A 16,109-nucleotide genomic window follows, 5' to 3' on the forward strand; every position below is an offset into this window, starting at 1 on the left:
TATGACGAAAAAAATTTTAAATCTTTTTGTAGCTGTTGTTTTATTAACGGCTTGTAATGACGGAGGCAAAAACCTTGAGTCTTATGGTAATAATAAGGCTTTAGGGAATATGGTAATTGATAAAGATATAGAAGAATCAGTAGAGTTAAAAGGAAATAATGAAGCTCCAGTAGTTGAAAGAAAATTAATTAAAACTGGAAATGTATCTTTTGAGACAAATGATTTATCTGCAACAAGAAACCACATAGAACAAGTATTAAAAAAATACAACGGTTATATCTCTACCGATAATGAATACAAATCTTCACAAAGTATTACGACCAATTTAACTGTTAGAATTCCTTCTAAAAATTTTGATGCTTTTTTGAATGAAATTTCTTCAAAAGTAGCACGATTTGATAATAAAAACATATCTGTAAATGATGTAACAGAGCAGTTTTTAGATGTTGAAGCTCGTTTAAAAGTAAAAAAAGAGTTAGAGCAGCGTTATAGTGAGATATTAAAAAAAGCCTCTTCGGTAAAAGAAATTATAGAGGTAGAAAGAGAATTAAACAAGGTAAGATCAGAAATAGAATCGATGGAAGGTCGCCTAAAATATTTACAAAATCAAGTATCCTATTCAACCTTAACAATCCGATTTTATAAAACAGAAATAAGCAAAGCGTATTCTAAAAGTTTTGGAAGACGTATAGCTGATGCTTTTGGTAATGGAATAGATAACATAAAGTGGTTCTTTATTGGTTTGGTAAATATTTGGCCATTTATATTGTTAATCACCTTACTAGTTATATTTATTAAAAAACGAATTAAACGAAAGAAAGAATAAAGCCTTTGTAATTAAAGGTGACATCTTATCATATTAAAACTAAAAACAAAAAGATGAAAATCACTTTTTATGGTCACGCATGTTTCGGTATTGAAATCGACGGAACCCACGTATTAATAGATCCTTTTATAACAGGAAACCCTTTAGCATCACATATTAATGTAGATGAAGTAAAAGCAGACTATATATTACTTACACATGCACATCAAGATCATGTGTTAGATGTTGAGCGTATCGCAGAAAGAACAGGAGCTACTATAGTTTCTAATTATGAAATCGTAATGTATTACGGAGCAAAGAATTTAAAAGGACATCCTGTAAATCACGGAGGTACTTATAAAAACGATACATTTTCTGCTAAATATGTAAACGCTATTCATACTTCGTCTTTTGCAGATGGAAGCTATGGTGGTCAACCAGGTGGGTTTGTAATCACAGCAGGAGAAAAGTCATTGTATGTTTCAGGTGACACTGCTGTTACTATGGATATGCAGTTAATACCGATGGGAACAAACCTTACAGCGTCAATTTTTCCAATAGGAGATAATTTCACAATGGGAGTAGACGATGCTATTATAGCGAGTGATTTGGTAATTTGTAATAAAGTAATTGGTTGCCATTTTAACACTTTTCCTCCAATAACAATTGATGTTGATGATGCGAAAGAAAAGTTTACGCAAGCTAAAAAAGAATTAGTGATTTTAGAAATAGGAGAAACAATAACTATTTAAGAGGTTATTTTAGATTAGAAGTATGAAAAAAATCAAAATAATTTTAGGAATTATAACTGCTTTAATTCTTGCGTTTTTTTTAACAGGATTGGTTGTTCAAGAGGTAGTATACACGAATGAGATAACAGTTAACAAGCCTGTAAAAGAAGTTTTTGCCGATTTTCAAAATGTAGAATTGATGAAACAATGGATGCCAGAAGTAAAATCGATTGATGTATTAGAAGAAAAGCCAAATAAAGTAGGAAGTACATATAAAATTGTAGTTGAAAACCAAGGAAAATTGGTGACTATGACTGAAGAAGTATTAGCTTTTGAAGAAAATGAAAGACTTACTTTTCATTTCGATGCTGAAAATATGCTAAAAACAGATGATTATGTATTTACTTCTGAAGGAAATATGACTAAGATAGTACAAACAACTACCTGTACAAGTGAGTCGTACGTAATGAGTTGTTTGTTTCCGTATTTTAAAGGAGCATTGAAAAAAATGAGTCAACAATATTTAGACGAATTTAAAAAAGCATCTGAAGCTCATAACTAAAAAAATAAACAGTTGATTAAAGCTACCTATTATAAATATTTATTGAATTTTAAACAAGCTAGTGGAACTTCTCGTGGAATTTTAAGAACTAAAGAAACCTGGTTTTTAGTTTTAGAAAGAGAAGGAAAACAAGGCTTTGGTGAATGTGGTTTATTTCGTGGATTAAGTGCTGATGACAGATCTGATTATGAAGAGAAATTGCAGTGGGTATGTAATAATGTTAATTTGGGTTTAGATCTTTTATTGACAGAATTGGTACATTTCCCGTCGATTCAGTTTGGGTTAGAACAAGCCTTTTTATCATTAGAAAGTGAAAATCCGTTTGAATTATTTCCATCAGATTTTTCTAAAGGAAAAGAGCAAATTTCAATAAACGGATTGATTTGGATGGGTGACAAACCCTTTATGCAACAACAAATAAAGGATAAGTTAAAGCAAGGATTTACAACAATAAAAATGAAGATTGGAGCTATTGATTTCGATACAGAAATAGCATTGTTGCATTCTATCAGAAAAGAGTTTTCAGCCAAAGAAATAGAGTTAAGAGTAGATGCAAATGGAGCATTTTTACCTGAAAATGCTTTAGGAAAATTACAAAGATTAGCCGAGTTTGAGTTACATTCAATAGAGCAGCCTATCAAACAAGGTCAGTGGCAAGAAATGGCGAGATTGTGTGAGGAAACTCCGTTTCCAATTGCGTTAGATGAAGAACTAATTGGCGTGTTTTCTTCCGAAGAAAAAGAAAATTGTATTAGTACAATTCAACCACAATACATCATTTTAAAACCCAGTTTGGTTGGAGGTTTTCAAGGAAGCAATGAATGGATTGAAATAGCAGCCAATCATAATGCAGGAAACTGGATTACTTCGGCATTAGAAAGTAATATTGGCTTAAACGCAATAGCACAATGGACCTACACGTTGAACAACCCGTTACCGCAAGGATTAGGAACTGGAAGTTTGTTTACAAATAACATTGAGAGCCCGCTAGAAGTTACAAAGGGAAGCTTAGGTTATAACAAGAATAAACATTGGGACTTTAATATTTAAAAATGGATTTTATACAGCAAGCATATAAAGGCGAAAATAGTTGGTGGAGGTGGTTACTTACAATTGTAATAGTAATGTCTCCCTTTTTATTAAACTTCGCAATCTATTTTTTATTACCAGAAGTATATAAAGGCTTGATTGAAGATACAGCCAATTTTCAAGGAAACAAAAATATTTTCCTAATTGAAAATTTAATGCCATTTGCAGTGCTTTTAGTTTTGCTAATAGTATTTGTTAAGTTCGTGCATTTACGACCATTTACTTCTGTAGTAACAAGTAGGAGTAAAGTAGATTGGAGCCGCTTTTTTTATGGGTTTGTTTCTTGGTTTTTAATGACGGTATTTTTTCTTTTTATAGGTTATTTGTTAGCACCAGAAGAATTTGTGTGGAATTTTAAACCAGTCCCGTTTTTTCTATTATTAACGATTTGTATCATTTTAATTCCGATTCAAACATCGTTAGAGGAGTTGTTGTTTAGAGGTTATTTAATGCAAGGAATAGGAATTTTAACTAAGACCAGATGGGTTCCGCTAATCGTAACTTCAACGTTGTTTGGTTTAATGCATATTTTAAACCCTGAAGTATCTAAGTTAGGTTACGGAATTATGGGCTTTTATATTGGTACAGGCTTTTTATTCGGAATTATCACTTTGTTAGATGAAGGAGCAGAGTTAGCTTTAGGAATTCACGCAGCAAATAATATTGCAGCGGCTGTTTTAGTAGCTTCAAATTGGGCAGTTTTTCAAACTGACGCCTTATTTATTGATCATTCTGAGCCGAATTTAATATATCAAATGATTATTCCTGTGTTTTTTATTTATCCGTTATATATAATGTTTTTGCAAAAAAAATATGGCTGGAAAAACTGGAAAGAAAAATTGTTTGGTAAGATTGAAAAACCAGTAATTACTAAAGAAATTTTATAGTATACTATCCTGAATATTGTGAAAAAAAACAGCTTTCATAAAAATTTTCAGTTAAATGAAAAGTCTTTTTCTTCAGAAGAAGAACTCTTGAGTTTTTCTAAAACAATTAATAATTCTGTCTTTTCATTTTTGTCAGATTGGTTTAATGCTGAAGATTTTGTAGTAGTGCAAACTTCAGGATCTACAGGAAAACCGAAACCAATTCCGTTGAAAAAAGAGTTTATGAAAAACTCAGCAGAGGCAACGGGAACTTTTTTCGAATTGAAAAAAAACACTACTGCTTTATTGTGTCTTTCTACCGATTATATTGCAGGAAAAATGATGCTGGTCCGAGCTTTAACGTTAGGGTGGAAGCTTGATGTTGTAGAAGCAATTTCTAATCCATTGGAAGGAATAGATAAAATGTATGATTTTTCTGCAATGGTACCAATGCAGTTGCAAAACTCGTTAAAAGATTTGTATAAGGTTAAAAAACTAATCGTAGGTGGTGGAGTGGTATCTAATGACTTGATAGGAGAAATTCAGAACTTACCTACTCAGGTTTTTGCTACCTATGGAATGACTGAAACTATTACACATATTGCTATTAAGAAGTTAAATAATCTCATCCCTATCGATGGTAATAAATCTAACTATAAAACACTACCTGACGTAGATCTTTCACAAGACAATCGAAATTGCTTGATCATTGAAGCTCCTAAAGTATCAGAGGAAAGAATCGTTACAAATGATGTAGTGGATTTAATTTCTGAAACAGAATTTGAATGGTTAGGGCGCTACGATAATGTTATTAATTCAGGTGGAATTAAGCTACATCCAGAAAAAATAGAAGAAAAACTGTCTAAAATTATCTCGAATCGTTTTTTTGTTATTGGTGTTCCAGATAAGGTGTTAGGAGAAAAATTAGTGCTTGTCATAGAAGGGAAAGAATACAATGTTATCTTGAACGAAGCAAAGAATCTTACCAAATATGAAACTCCAAAAGATATTTACTTCGTAGATCAATTTGTAGAAACAGAGACCAAAAAAATCCAACGTAAGAAAACATTGGATTTGGTAAGGTTGTTATAATTTATAGGTTAGTATAAAACAGTCCATTTACCCATTACTTTTTTGTTAGGATAGTTCTTTGCTAGCCAATCTAATCTTTCTGGAAGTTGCTTTTTATAAAGTATTAAAACAGTAGGTTTTTCTACGATTCCATGTAAACTTTCTAACTCAGTAGCATCTTTAAGATTGATTAAGTGATTTTTCCAGTTTGTATCTGTTTCAAACTGAGTTTCTCTATTTAAAGATTCATGCCCATCGTATAAGGAAATAATCGATTTATTCAATCCAAAAGCAATGGATGATTTTCTAATGTTGTAGACTAAAATATCTCTAGAATTAAGATTTTCATTAATAATAAAGTCTGTTACAGGCTTCGAAGCATTGACTTTTAATTCGTTCTTAGCTAAGATTGTTGAAGCACTTATCAACAAAAACACCGTAACAACAAATGAGGTAAGTACTGGTTTAAATTTAACTTCTTCTTTAGATTTATAAAGGAAGAATACTATAATTACAACAACACAACTAGCAATCGTTAAATAATACGGAAAATTCATTCCAGTATTAATAAATGGAGCTACAATAAAAGTTAATAGAATTAAACCAGAAAATCCAAGAATAAAAGCATTAATAGTTTTGATTTTTTCTGTGTTAATTCGTGAAAACAAATCAGCTATTAAGATAGCAAGTAAACCATATAATGGTAAAATGTATAAAATTCGTTTTGAAGAAGAAATTGAAAAGAAAATCAAAGGAATTACAAACGCCATTAACATAGCGAAATGAATTGTTTTTGTTTTCAATAATTCTTTTTGATCTTTCAGTAAATAAATAAATGCTAAAAACCATGGTAAACCAACCAATGGAGCAAAAGCTAAGAAGTACCAAAAAGGTTCTGTTCTTCCGAAGGCATTTTTTGAGAACCTATCTGCGGTCTGTTTTCCTAAGAAATAATCTAAAAAAGCAGGATTGCTATAACCTAGGTGTGCAAACCAAGATCCTGCAATAACTAAAAATAACGTCCACGCCGCAATATGATGGATAGAAAATTTTCTTTTTGACTTTTCTGTACGATTATAAAATAAAATGAAAATTACAGGGACAATAAATATTACAGGCCCTTTTGTTAAAAAACCTAACGCTAAACTTAGAGTAAAAGCATAAAGCCATTTTATCACTCCAGATTGGCGATATTTTACCCAACTATAAATACTTAGTAAAGCAAAGGTTGCTAAAAAAGCATCGGTTGTTAAGTTTCGTGATGACATTAAGACCAACGGAAAACTAAAATAGATAATAGCAGACCAAAGTGCCGTTTTTTTATTGTTGAATAAAGAAAAACTTAAACGGTAGACCAATACAAGTTGAAGTAAAACAGCTAATTGTAAAAAGAAACGAGCTCCAAAAGCATTTATACCAAATATTTTGTAGCCTAAAGCTGTAATTTGATAGGTGAATGGAGGCTTGTGATAGTGATGAACATCTAACAAGTTAGGATGCATATAATCACCAGAAACATGCATAGCTCTACCAATTTCGGCATATCTAGCGTCGCTACTTTCAATAACTCCGTACGAGCCTACATTAATAAGTAAGCTAATAGCAGCTATTACGAAAAATATATTAAAAGTCAGTTTATTTTTCATTTTGAAAAAAAGAGTAAGTTTATGAGTTAGTTTTTAATATTTTATCTTGTTTCAGTAAGATAAAAACGTTTCTGATATAAATAACAAAACCGAATAACTGCCCTATAAATAGCACAGGGTCTTTTCTTATAATTGCATAACTTAAAATCATAAGTGATCCTACAAGGCTTAATAACCAAAAACCTAAAGGTAATGAAGATTCTTTTTTACGCTCAGAATAAATCCATTGATAGATAAAACGCAGTGTAAAAATAATTTGACCTATACTTCCCCAGATTAATAAGTTAATAGGAATCTCTTCATTGCGGAACAATCGCTCAACATCAATTTGGTTATTCTTAAAGGAATATAGGGCAATTAAAAAAGGGAAAATAAGTAAAAAACCACGTAGAAGTTTAGGTAATTTTATCCATGACCCTTGCAGTTGCATGTTTCTTATGTAGATAAAATACGTCAATGACTGTCCGAGCATAATAGCAAAATCGTCTCGTAACCATCCGTAAACAAAAAGCAAAAAGGAAGCAATTAAACTTAATTGCCAAAACAATTCAGGTGTTAGTACTCTTTTTACTTTTTCAGACTGAATCCATTGTAACAAAAGCCTTGCTGAAAATAAAATTTGGGCAGCAAAACCAATAACATATACAAAATATTTATATGAAAGCCAGTCGCTCATTAGCTAATTTTAGACTTTTCAATAGTATAGTTTATATAACTTTTTCGTATCCATCTGTAAGCAAAAGTATCTCGTAATGCTTTTAAAGATCTGTTGAAAATATTGAATTTTGAAGTACCTGCAATGCGCTCAAAATGTTGCACTTTTAGTTGTTTTATTTTTCCGTTCTGTAATAAAATTAAGGCAGGAATAAAACGGTGCATTCCTTTAAAGAAAGGAATTTTCTTAGCAACATCAGTACGCAGTACTTTTAATGGACAACCAGTGTCAATAACACCATCGTTAATTAAACTACGCCTAATACTATTAGCAATTAATGATTGTATTTTCTTGCTTAAAGTATCTTTTCTTTTTCCTCTATACCCAATAACAGCTTGATAATTATCAATATCTTCTAATAAAATATCAAAGTCATAAGGAGTGGTTTGTAAGTCAGCGTCTATATACCCAATTAATTCGGTGTCAATATGGTCAATACCAGCTTTAATAGCTGCACTTAATCCGCAGTTTTCTTTAAATTTTAAGTATTCGAAATCAGGATTATTATCACAGATTTCAGAAATTTTATTAAAACTATTGTCAGTAGAACCATCATCGACAAACAAAACCTTGCTTTTAGTTTTACTTTTAGAAAAGTAATCAGTAAACGTACTGTTTATTCTATCTAAGTTATCAATTTCATTAAAAACCGGAATGATGATAGTCATTCTGTAATCCATAGACTAGTTTGTTTTAGTATGACCGTGCAAAAGTACAAAAAATAAAAAAATCCAATGAGTTTATCATTGGATTTTAAATTCTTTAAGGGAAGTATCTTACTCTTCCATAGAATGATATACATTGTTTACGTCATCATCCTCTTCTAATCTTTCTAAAAGTTTGTTTACTTCTTCCTTTTGCTCATCAGAAATAGCAGTAGTAGTTGTTGGAATACGTTCAAATTCAGAAGAAAGAATTTCAATATTATTTTCTTCTAAATATTTTTGAATAGCGCCAAATTGTTCAAAAGGAGCATACAACATTACCGAACTATCTTCTTCGTCGGCAAAAACCTCTTCAACTTCAAAGTCGATCATTTCCATTTCAAACTCTTCTAAATCCATTCCTAAGGAATCTTCTTTTACTTTAAAGTTAACCACGTGGTCAAACATAAAAGCAACTGATCCAGAAGTTCCTAAATTTCCGTTACACTTGTTAAAAGCAGCACGTACATTAGCTACTGTACGGTTATTATTATCAGTAGCAGTTTCTACTAAAACAGCAATTCCATGAGGAGCATATCCTTCAAACAATACTTCTTTATAGTTTTCAGTACTTTTATCAGATGCTTTTTTAATAGCGCGCTCAACATTATCTTTCGGCATGTTGGCAGCCTTCGCATTTTGAATTACTACACGCAAACGAGAGTTGGTTTCGGGGTTTGGCCCACCTTCTTTAACTGCCATAACGATATCTTTACCAATACGAGTAAAGGTTTTAGCCATGGCTGACCAACGTTTCATCTTTCTTGCTTTCCTAAATTCGAATGCTCTTCCCATGTGTATTCTGTTTTAATTTTGCTTGGCAAATGTAACTAATGCTATAAAATATTGCAATTAAAAATGTTTTTTGAAAATTACATCACCTGTTTGTTCATCATATGCTTTCCAGGTTCCACTTTGTTTATCATTTTTATAATGCCCTTTAACTTTTGCTTTTCCGTTTTCATAAAAGGACTTATAAGAACCATCTTTTAAGCCATCTTCTAAATCAACTTCAAATTTTAGTTTTCCGTTTTTATAATACTCCTTGTACGATTTAGCACTTAAATCAGAAGGATGTATTGGCGGAAGCTTAAAAAATGTTGTGGAATTTTGATTGCTTGTAGAATCTTTGTAGGGAGCTAACTCTAATAGTAGTTTCTCTTTTAATTCTTTATCTTTTTTAGTGTTTATATCAATGTTTTTAGGATCTTCAAAAACAAGAGAAATATTACTTTCAAATAAGTCATCAGAAGCAATTAGCTGCATTCCAATTTGTGAAAAGCAAGTAATATAAGGTTTGTTTTTTTGAAGTTCACGTCGAGTTTTGTTGTCAACTAAACTTAAAAGATCTTTATAGGAATTTGGAGTGTTTACATAAGCAAAGACACTAGATTTTTTCTCAAAATGATAATTAAAATCATCGAATTTTTCAGAGTTTTCTAGGGTGTATCCTATTAAGTGGTTGTTAATAATTTCTTTAATAGTATTTGGACTAGTACTAAAAACTACAAAATCATCAATAATGGTAAAGTAAGGTTTCTCCATTTTAGAAAACATGTTTCCTGCTAACATTTTAAAGAATCCTTTTAAATCAAAAAAGTTAATAGGATAACCTCTGTAATCGATTTGCTTGTATTTCAAAGGGGTGTTTTCTTTAATTTTTGAAAGGACAAGCTGAAGATTTTCTTTAGCGTCATCAATATCGTCAGCTTTAATAATAGCAGCGATATCTTTTTTGTTTTTTGAAAGCTCAGTGTTAAAATGAATTAAAGCTATTTCACTACCAATCCAACTATAAATGTTTTCAGAAACATTAATGTCTAACTTATCCTCAATCATCGCAAGTTGATCAGAATACACCTTAAAATCAGCAGGATTTTCTTGTTGGAGTTTCTCTAGATTACTATTGAATGTTTTAAAGTTATCAAAAGCAAAACTAAGGTATAAAGAGGTGTTCTTTGGAGCTACTTTAGCAACGCTACGCTTACCAGCCCCAGACTTTTGTAATACCTTTAAATAAGTTTGTGAATTAGTGTCAACGTTTGTGTAACCAGTAGCTTGAACGATAACTCCTTCCACAATGGATATGTCTAAACCAGAGTAGAAGAATGCTTCTTTATTTAAAAAATCTAAATTGCTAGAACTGGTAAAACAATTTAAATAATCTTTTAGATATTTATGTTGTAAATAGATATTAAAAAATCCATCAGTATCTGTTTTCTTTTTTATTTCTATAAAATTTATATCTCGTCCAATAACAGGATTCAAGTATTGGTCAATTGATTGTTCAACCAAAAGGTGAGTATAAGAAGCTATAACTTGGTTTTTAATAAAAGAAAGGTGTAAAGTTTCTCTAGTCTTCTTATTATAAAGTTCTATAATTTCGTGCTCTTTGTATACTCGTTTCGTTACCTTATAGTCTTCTCCAGCTAAGTTACTAATAGCTCTTTTTAGAAAAGTTAGTTTAGAGAATTTTTGTAAATCCGCAACGTATAATAACCCATATTTTCTAGGACTAAATACATGTACTGAAATAACCAGATTACGTTCCCCAATAAAGTCGAAAATTTCCTTTTTTGCTTTAAAGGTTTCATCTAAACTATGGAGGCCTTCAGATAGTTTATTGATTTGTTGATTCTTTTGAAGATGCGTCCAAATTTCACTTGAGCTTATTTCATCCCAAGTGTCAATAGGTCTTTCAGTATCAACTATGAAAACAGCATCATCAGGAACTAAGTAAATAGACTTGATATTATCATTTTCAGATAAGGTGAAAATATACACTTGATAGATTACAAAGCCTATAACAAGGGCAATAATGCCCCAAAATACTTTCCTCTTCATGCTGTTTTCTGTGTTTTAAACTTGTAAAACCCCCAAATTAAAAGGTTTTTCAATAGGAGCGTGGTCAGCAGCTTCTATTCCCATAGAAATCCATGTTCTGGTGTCTAGAGGATTAATTACAGCATCAGTCCAAATTCTTGCAGCAGCATAGTAAGGAGATATTTGATTATCGTATCTCGATTTAATTTTATCGAATAATTCTGCTTCTTTTTCAGGAGTTATTTCTTCTCCTTTTTTCTTTAAAGCAGCTGTTTCAATTTGTAGTAATACTTTGGCAGCAGAGGCTCCACTCATCACAGCTAGTTCAGCACTTGGCCATGCAAAAATAAGACGAGGGTCATAGGCTTTACCACACATAGCGTAATTTCCTGCACCGTAAGAGTTACCAATAACTACCGTAAATTTAGGAACTACAGAGTTACTAACAGCGTTCACCATTTTGGCTCCGTCTTTGATAATCCCACTATGTTCAGATTTACTTCCTACCATAAATCCAGTAACATCTTGTAAGAAAACTAACGGGATTTTCTTCTGGTTACAGTTGGCAATAAATCGAGTAGCTTTATCAGCAGAATCGTTATAAATTACCCCACCAAATTGCATTTCGCTAGGTTTGGTTTTTGCTCCTTTCGATTTTACAATTTTACGTTGGTTAGCAACGATACCTACTGCCCATCCATCAATACGAGCATATCCAGTAATAATGGTTTGACCATAGCCTGCTTTGTATTCTTCAAATTCAGAGTTATCAACCAAACGTTTAATGATTTCCATCATATCGTATTGCTCATTACGAGCTTTTGGTAAAATTCCGAAAATATCATCTTCATTTTCTTTTGGAGGAAAAGCTTCTTTACGATTAAATCCAGCTTTGTCATAATCTCCAATTTTATCCATTAAGTTTTTAATGGTATCTAAAGCATCTTTATCATCCTTTGCTTTATAATCGGTAACCCCAGATACTTCACAATGTGTGGTTGCTCCACCCAAGGTTTCGTTATCAATAGTTTCACCAATAGCAGCTTTTACTAAATAACTACCTGCTAAGAAAATACTTCCTGTTTTGTCTACAATAAGTGCTTCATCACTCATAATAGGTAAGTAAGCACCACCAGCAACACAACTTCCCATAACGGCAGCAATTTGGGTAATTCCCATGCTACTCATTACAGCATTGTTTCTAAAAATTCTTCCGAAATGTTCTTTATCAGGAAAAATTTCATCCTGCATTGGTAGATAGACTCCAGCAGAATCTACCAAATAAATAATAGGTAATTTATTTTCAATTGCTATTTCTTGAGCTCTTAAATTTTTCTTTCCTGTAATTGGGAACCAAGCACCCGCTTTTACGGTAGCATCGTTAGCAACAACAATACATTGTTTTCCACTAACATATCCCATTTTTACAACCACACCACCAGAAGGACATCCACCATGTTCTTGATACATGTCTTCACCTGCAAAAGCAGCAATTTCGATAGACTTAGACTTATCATCTAATAAATAATCAATACGTTCACGAGCTGTTAATTTTCCTTTCTCATGATGTTTGTCAATACGTTTTTGTCCACCGCCTAATTTAACTTTGGTTAAGCGTCTACGTAAATCTGATACTAAAAGTTTATTGTGGTCTTCGTTTTTGTTGAAGTTAAGATCCATGGTAAGTTATTTGTTTGCGTGTGCTAAAATAAGAAAAACAACGTACAAAACAAGGTGTTTAGGTGTACGATTGAATGATGTTTTCAACAGTATTTTCTATTTCTTTATTTCTAGATTGTTTTAGTAAAATATAAGGTTCTGCCACTCGTTCATTACAGTTTTGTACTGCGCATGTTTCGCAAGTAACACCTACTGTTTTTTTTGTGAAAGTATCTTCATTAAAAAAATGAAGTTTTCTTTTTAAGTGTGGAGAAAGTAACATACCTATGCTTACACTGCGGTTAATTTTTTCTTTAAAAGGATCGGCAGTAGCTGCAGAAAGAACTAAATACTCCTTTTGAGAATTTTCGTACGATGAAATTTGAATTCCGTAAGCAGATTTTTTTTCTTCTGAAATTTCTAAATCCTGAATTGTTTTAATGGCAATCCATCTTCTGCAATAATGTTCATTGTTACGATTGGCGTGAGGAGACTGTTGTTGTGTAATATGTAGTTCTTTAGAAAGTCTATGTGCCAGAGAACCTTCTTTATGAGTAAAACGTAAAAAGAATAGGTTTTTAATATTAAAATGTCTTGGTAAAATGTTCGTTAAACGTTGATAAAACGTTTCGTCTGAACAATTATAACTTCTAATAATTTTGTGCAATTGTATAGGTTGCCAAGTTTTTAAAGAAAAAAGTTGTGTTAGTTTTTGAATTAAATCATCTTTCGGAATAATTAAAGCACCTGCAAAGTAAGAAGCGACAAAATTATTTAATACTTCATCAAAGCTTTCAAATTTTATCCATGGAAAGGTATACAGTCTGTTTTCTATCTGTAAATAATTATAAGCTATTTCTTTAGCAAAAATAAATGTTTTTTGTGCTTCGTTTATGTCATTGTATATAAGTAACGTTTTATTCTTTGGAATATAAATGTTTCTGAGTTCAGATAGTTTTTGATGCTTAGATAGTTCTTCACTATCAATAGTATAACCATATTCTTCAATTAAAATTTCTTCTAAGTCTTTTGAAGTAATAGGTTTATTTGGGTTTATTTGATATGCTTTAATAAAATCTGTAACCTTTGTTTCAATATCCTCAAAATAGTTGTTGTGTGCTTCTTGGTACGAACGTAATGCAGCAAGAAAAAAGCTTTCTCTTGTTAAATTGTAGTTTTGCGAAATCTTAATAATGGTACTTATAAAAGCATTAACCTTTGCAGGAGCATTGGCAATGATATCAATTAGATTATTTTCTTTAATACCAAATAGGTCAAGAGGAATCTCTTTTAAAATTTTCGATTGTAAAATTTCACCAATAGGGGCTAGGTTTTTATCTAATTTTAGAGATACCAAATGATCATAAGGTACTTCTAGCTTCTCAGAAAGAATAACAATTTTATCAGTTTTTGGATACTTTTTTCCTTTCTCAATTTCGTTTAAATACGATTTTGATAATCCTGTTAGTTTAGCTAATCCAAAGAGTGATAGGTTTTTATCTGTGCGTATTTGTTTCAGTTTTAAACCAAAAACTAATCTGATATATTCTTCTTCCAATGTGTTTTATTAAAATATTCGTAATTCAAAGGTATAAAAATTAGCGAATTAATAAAAATTTATAATTTATATGTTTTTAGCGAACGTTCGCTTTTTTATTTAAGTTCTTTTTTTTAATATTGAACTGTCAATCAATAAGTAAAAAATAAATAGATATGAATCAAGATGTTTTAGCAAAAGAAATTCAATGTGTAGGTTTTGATCAAACCGAGTATAAAAGTGTTTTGACCAATGAAGCCAAAGCGTTTTTAATTCAACTTCAAGAAAAATTTAATCCTCAAAGACTTCAATTATTAGCTGAAAGAGAAATCGAACAAGCTTATTTTGATGCAGGAAACTATCCTTCTTTTCCTTTAGAAACTAAAGAGATAAGAGAGAGCGATTGGGTATGTGCTCCGTTACCTGAAGATTTGTTAGATAGGAGAGTAGAAATTACAGGGCCAGTAGAGCGTAAAATGATTATCAACGCTTTAAATTCTGGAGCAAAAACATTTATGGCAGATTTTGAAGATAGTAATTCACCTACAATTCAAAATATTTTAAATGGTCAGGTAAACTTAAGAGATGCAGTAAATAAAACAATTTCATTTTACAACGCTGCAAAAGATAAAAGCTACGAGTTAAATGAGAAAGTAGCTACCTTGTTAGTAAGACCAAGAGGATTGCATTTAAATGAAAAACATTTGTTGATTGATGGCGTAGAAATGTCAGGCTCTTTGGTTGATTTTGGGTTGTACTTTTTCCATAATATCAAAACTTTGCGAGAGCAAGGAAGTGCAACCTATTTTTATTTACCTAAACTTGAACACTACAAAGAAGCACGTTGGTGGAATGATGTTTTTGTATTTGCACAAGAGTTTATGGAGGTACCACAAAAAACCATTAAAGCAACAGTATTAATAGAAACAATTACGGCAAGTTTTCAGTTGGATGAAATTATTTATGAGTTAAAAGATCATATGGCTGGCTTAAATTGTGGTCGTTGGGATTATATCTTTTCATACATTAAAAAGTTCAGAAATCATACTGATTTTATTGTGCCAAACCGTTCACAAGTAACCATGAGTAGCCCATTTATGAAAGCGTATTCGTTACGAGTTATCCAGTCGTGTCACAAACGAGGTGTACATGCTATGGGAGGAATGGCGGCACAAATTCCTGTAAAGAATAATGAAGCGTTGAATAAAGAAGCTTTTGCAAAGGTAAAGAATGATAAGGAGCAAGAAGTTAAGAATGGTCATGACGGAACTTGGGTGGCGCATCCTGGTTTAGTAGCAGTTGCCATGGATGTTTTTAACACAGTAATGCCGAATGCGAATCAGATAGATAAAAAGCTAGAAGATTTAACAATTACTGAAAAGGATTTAGTTGAATTGCCAGAAGGTACTATTACCGAACAAGGAATACGAGAAAATATCAACGTTGGTATTTTGTATGTAGAGTCGTGGTTAATGGGGCAAGGAGCAGCTGCCTTGTATAATTTAATGGAAGATGCAGCAACAGCTGAAATATCTCGAACACAAGTATGGCAATGGTTACATAAAAACGTGATGCTTGAAGATGGTAGAACGTTTACAGAGGGAATGTATGAGCAATTTAAAAAAGAAGAATTAAAAAAAATAAAAAGCTACGTAGGTGAAGACAGATACAATAACGGAAAGTTTGAATTAGCTATTCAATTATTTGACGAGTTGATTTTAAACAAAGAATTTGTAGAGTTCTTAACCTTACCGGCATATAAATATTTATAGAGAAAAGCAATTTAAATTAAAAACTAGACTTGAATATTCAAATCTCGATTATCGAGAAAAAAGCCCTCAAAAATGCGGCAACATTTAAGAGGGCAAGTTATCAATAAAAATTAATAACCTTATCAATTA

The 16,109-nt window shown here is 31.5% G+C and carries 14 protein-coding genes; 7 read left to right on the forward strand and 7 right to left on the reverse strand.

Features of this window, described 5'->3' with window-relative positions; genetic code table 11:
* Position 1: 1 nt before the first annotated feature.
* From Q0663_RS05725 to Q0663_RS05750, 6 genes are read left to right on the forward strand one after another with little or no spacing between them, the layout of a single operon-like run.
* Positions 2–826, forward strand: coding sequence for a DUF4349 domain-containing protein (locus Q0663_RS05725; protein ID WP_299007773.1), 825 nt, complete (start codon positions 2–4; stop codon positions 824–826).
* Positions 827–879: 53 nt separating this feature from the next.
* A complete protein-coding gene (locus Q0663_RS05730; RefSeq protein ID WP_299007774.1) occupies positions 880–1,557 on the forward strand; it encodes a metal-dependent hydrolase in 678 nt (225 codons plus the stop codon).
* 22 nt (positions 1,558–1,579) lie between these two features.
* Positions 1,580–2,098, forward strand: a complete 519-nt coding sequence (locus Q0663_RS05735) for an SRPBCC family protein (RefSeq protein ID WP_299007776.1) — start codon at positions 1,580–1,582, stop codon at positions 2,096–2,098.
* A gap of 12 nt (positions 2,099–2,110) precedes the next feature.
* Positions 2,111–3,148 (forward strand): o-succinylbenzoate synthase, encoded by a 1,038-nt coding sequence (locus Q0663_RS05740; RefSeq protein WP_299007778.1) that lies wholly within the window; start codon positions 2,111–2,113, stop codon positions 3,146–3,148.
* A gap of 2 nt (positions 3,149–3,150) precedes the next feature.
* The gene (locus Q0663_RS05745) at positions 3,151–4,074 is read left to right on the forward strand and encodes a CPBP family intramembrane glutamic endopeptidase (RefSeq protein WP_299007780.1); all 924 of its coding nucleotides are present in this window, start codon (positions 3,151–3,153) and stop codon (positions 4,072–4,074) included.
* Positions 4,075–4,092: 18 nt separating this feature from the next.
* Positions 4,093–5,145, forward strand: coding sequence for an AMP-binding protein (locus Q0663_RS05750; RefSeq protein WP_299007782.1), 1,053 nt, complete (start codon positions 4,093–4,095; stop codon positions 5,143–5,145).
* 8 nt (positions 5,146–5,153) lie between these two features.
* Here Q0663_RS05750 and Q0663_RS05755 read toward each other — a convergent pair whose 3' ends face one another.
* The 7 genes from Q0663_RS05755 to Q0663_RS05785 all read right to left on the reverse strand — a co-directional run bounded on the left by Q0663_RS05755 (position 5,154) and on the right by Q0663_RS05785 (position 14,229).
* On the reverse strand, positions 5,154–6,770 hold the full coding sequence (locus Q0663_RS05755; protein WP_299007785.1) for a glycosyltransferase family 39 protein: 1,617 nt from the start codon (positions 6,768–6,770) through the stop codon (positions 5,154–5,156).
* Between the two features lie 19 nt (positions 6,771–6,789).
* Positions 6,790–7,446, reverse strand: a complete 657-nt coding sequence (locus Q0663_RS05760; RefSeq protein WP_299007788.1) for a lipid-A-disaccharide synthase N-terminal domain-containing protein — start codon at positions 7,444–7,446, stop codon at positions 6,790–6,792.
* Positions 7,446–8,165, reverse strand: a complete 720-nt coding sequence (locus Q0663_RS05765; protein ID WP_299007791.1) for a glycosyltransferase family 2 protein — start codon at positions 8,163–8,165, stop codon at positions 7,446–7,448. Before Q0663_RS05765 ends, Q0663_RS05760 begins: the two co-directional genes overlap by 1 nt.
* Before the next feature lie 96 nt (positions 8,166–8,261).
* Positions 8,262–8,984: a YebC/PmpR family DNA-binding transcriptional regulator gene (locus Q0663_RS05770; RefSeq protein WP_099216239.1), complete on the reverse strand. Its 723-nt coding sequence runs from the start codon at positions 8,982–8,984 to the stop codon at positions 8,262–8,264.
* Positions 8,985–9,041: 57 nt separating this feature from the next.
* Positions 9,042–11,033: a DUF3352 domain-containing protein gene (locus tag Q0663_RS05775; protein ID WP_299007800.1), complete on the reverse strand. Its 1,992-nt coding sequence runs from the start codon at positions 11,031–11,033 to the stop codon at positions 9,042–9,044.
* Between the two features lie 15 nt (positions 11,034–11,048).
* Complete coding sequence (locus Q0663_RS05780) at positions 11,049–12,692, reverse strand: acyl-CoA carboxylase subunit beta (protein WP_047789107.1); 1,644 nt, start codon at positions 12,690–12,692, stop codon at positions 11,049–11,051.
* A 58-nt stretch (positions 12,693–12,750) separates the two neighbouring features.
* Positions 12,751–14,229 (reverse strand): helix-turn-helix domain-containing protein, encoded by a 1,479-nt coding sequence (locus Q0663_RS05785; RefSeq protein ID WP_299007809.1) that lies wholly within the window; start codon positions 14,227–14,229, stop codon positions 12,751–12,753.
* Positions 14,230–14,384: 155 nt separating this feature from the next.
* Here Q0663_RS05785 and aceB point away from each other — a divergent pair, with 155 nt between their 5' ends.
* Positions 14,385–15,980 (forward strand): malate synthase A, encoded by a 1,596-nt coding sequence (gene aceB / locus Q0663_RS05790; protein WP_299007812.1) that lies wholly within the window; start codon positions 14,385–14,387, stop codon positions 15,978–15,980.
* The last annotated feature ends 129 nt before the right edge of the window (positions 15,981–16,109 follow it).

The sequence above is a fragment of the uncultured Tenacibaculum sp. genome, from assembly GCF_947504135.1.
In the GTDB taxonomy this organism is placed as follows: domain Bacteria; phylum Bacteroidota; class Bacteroidia; order Flavobacteriales; family Flavobacteriaceae; genus Polaribacter.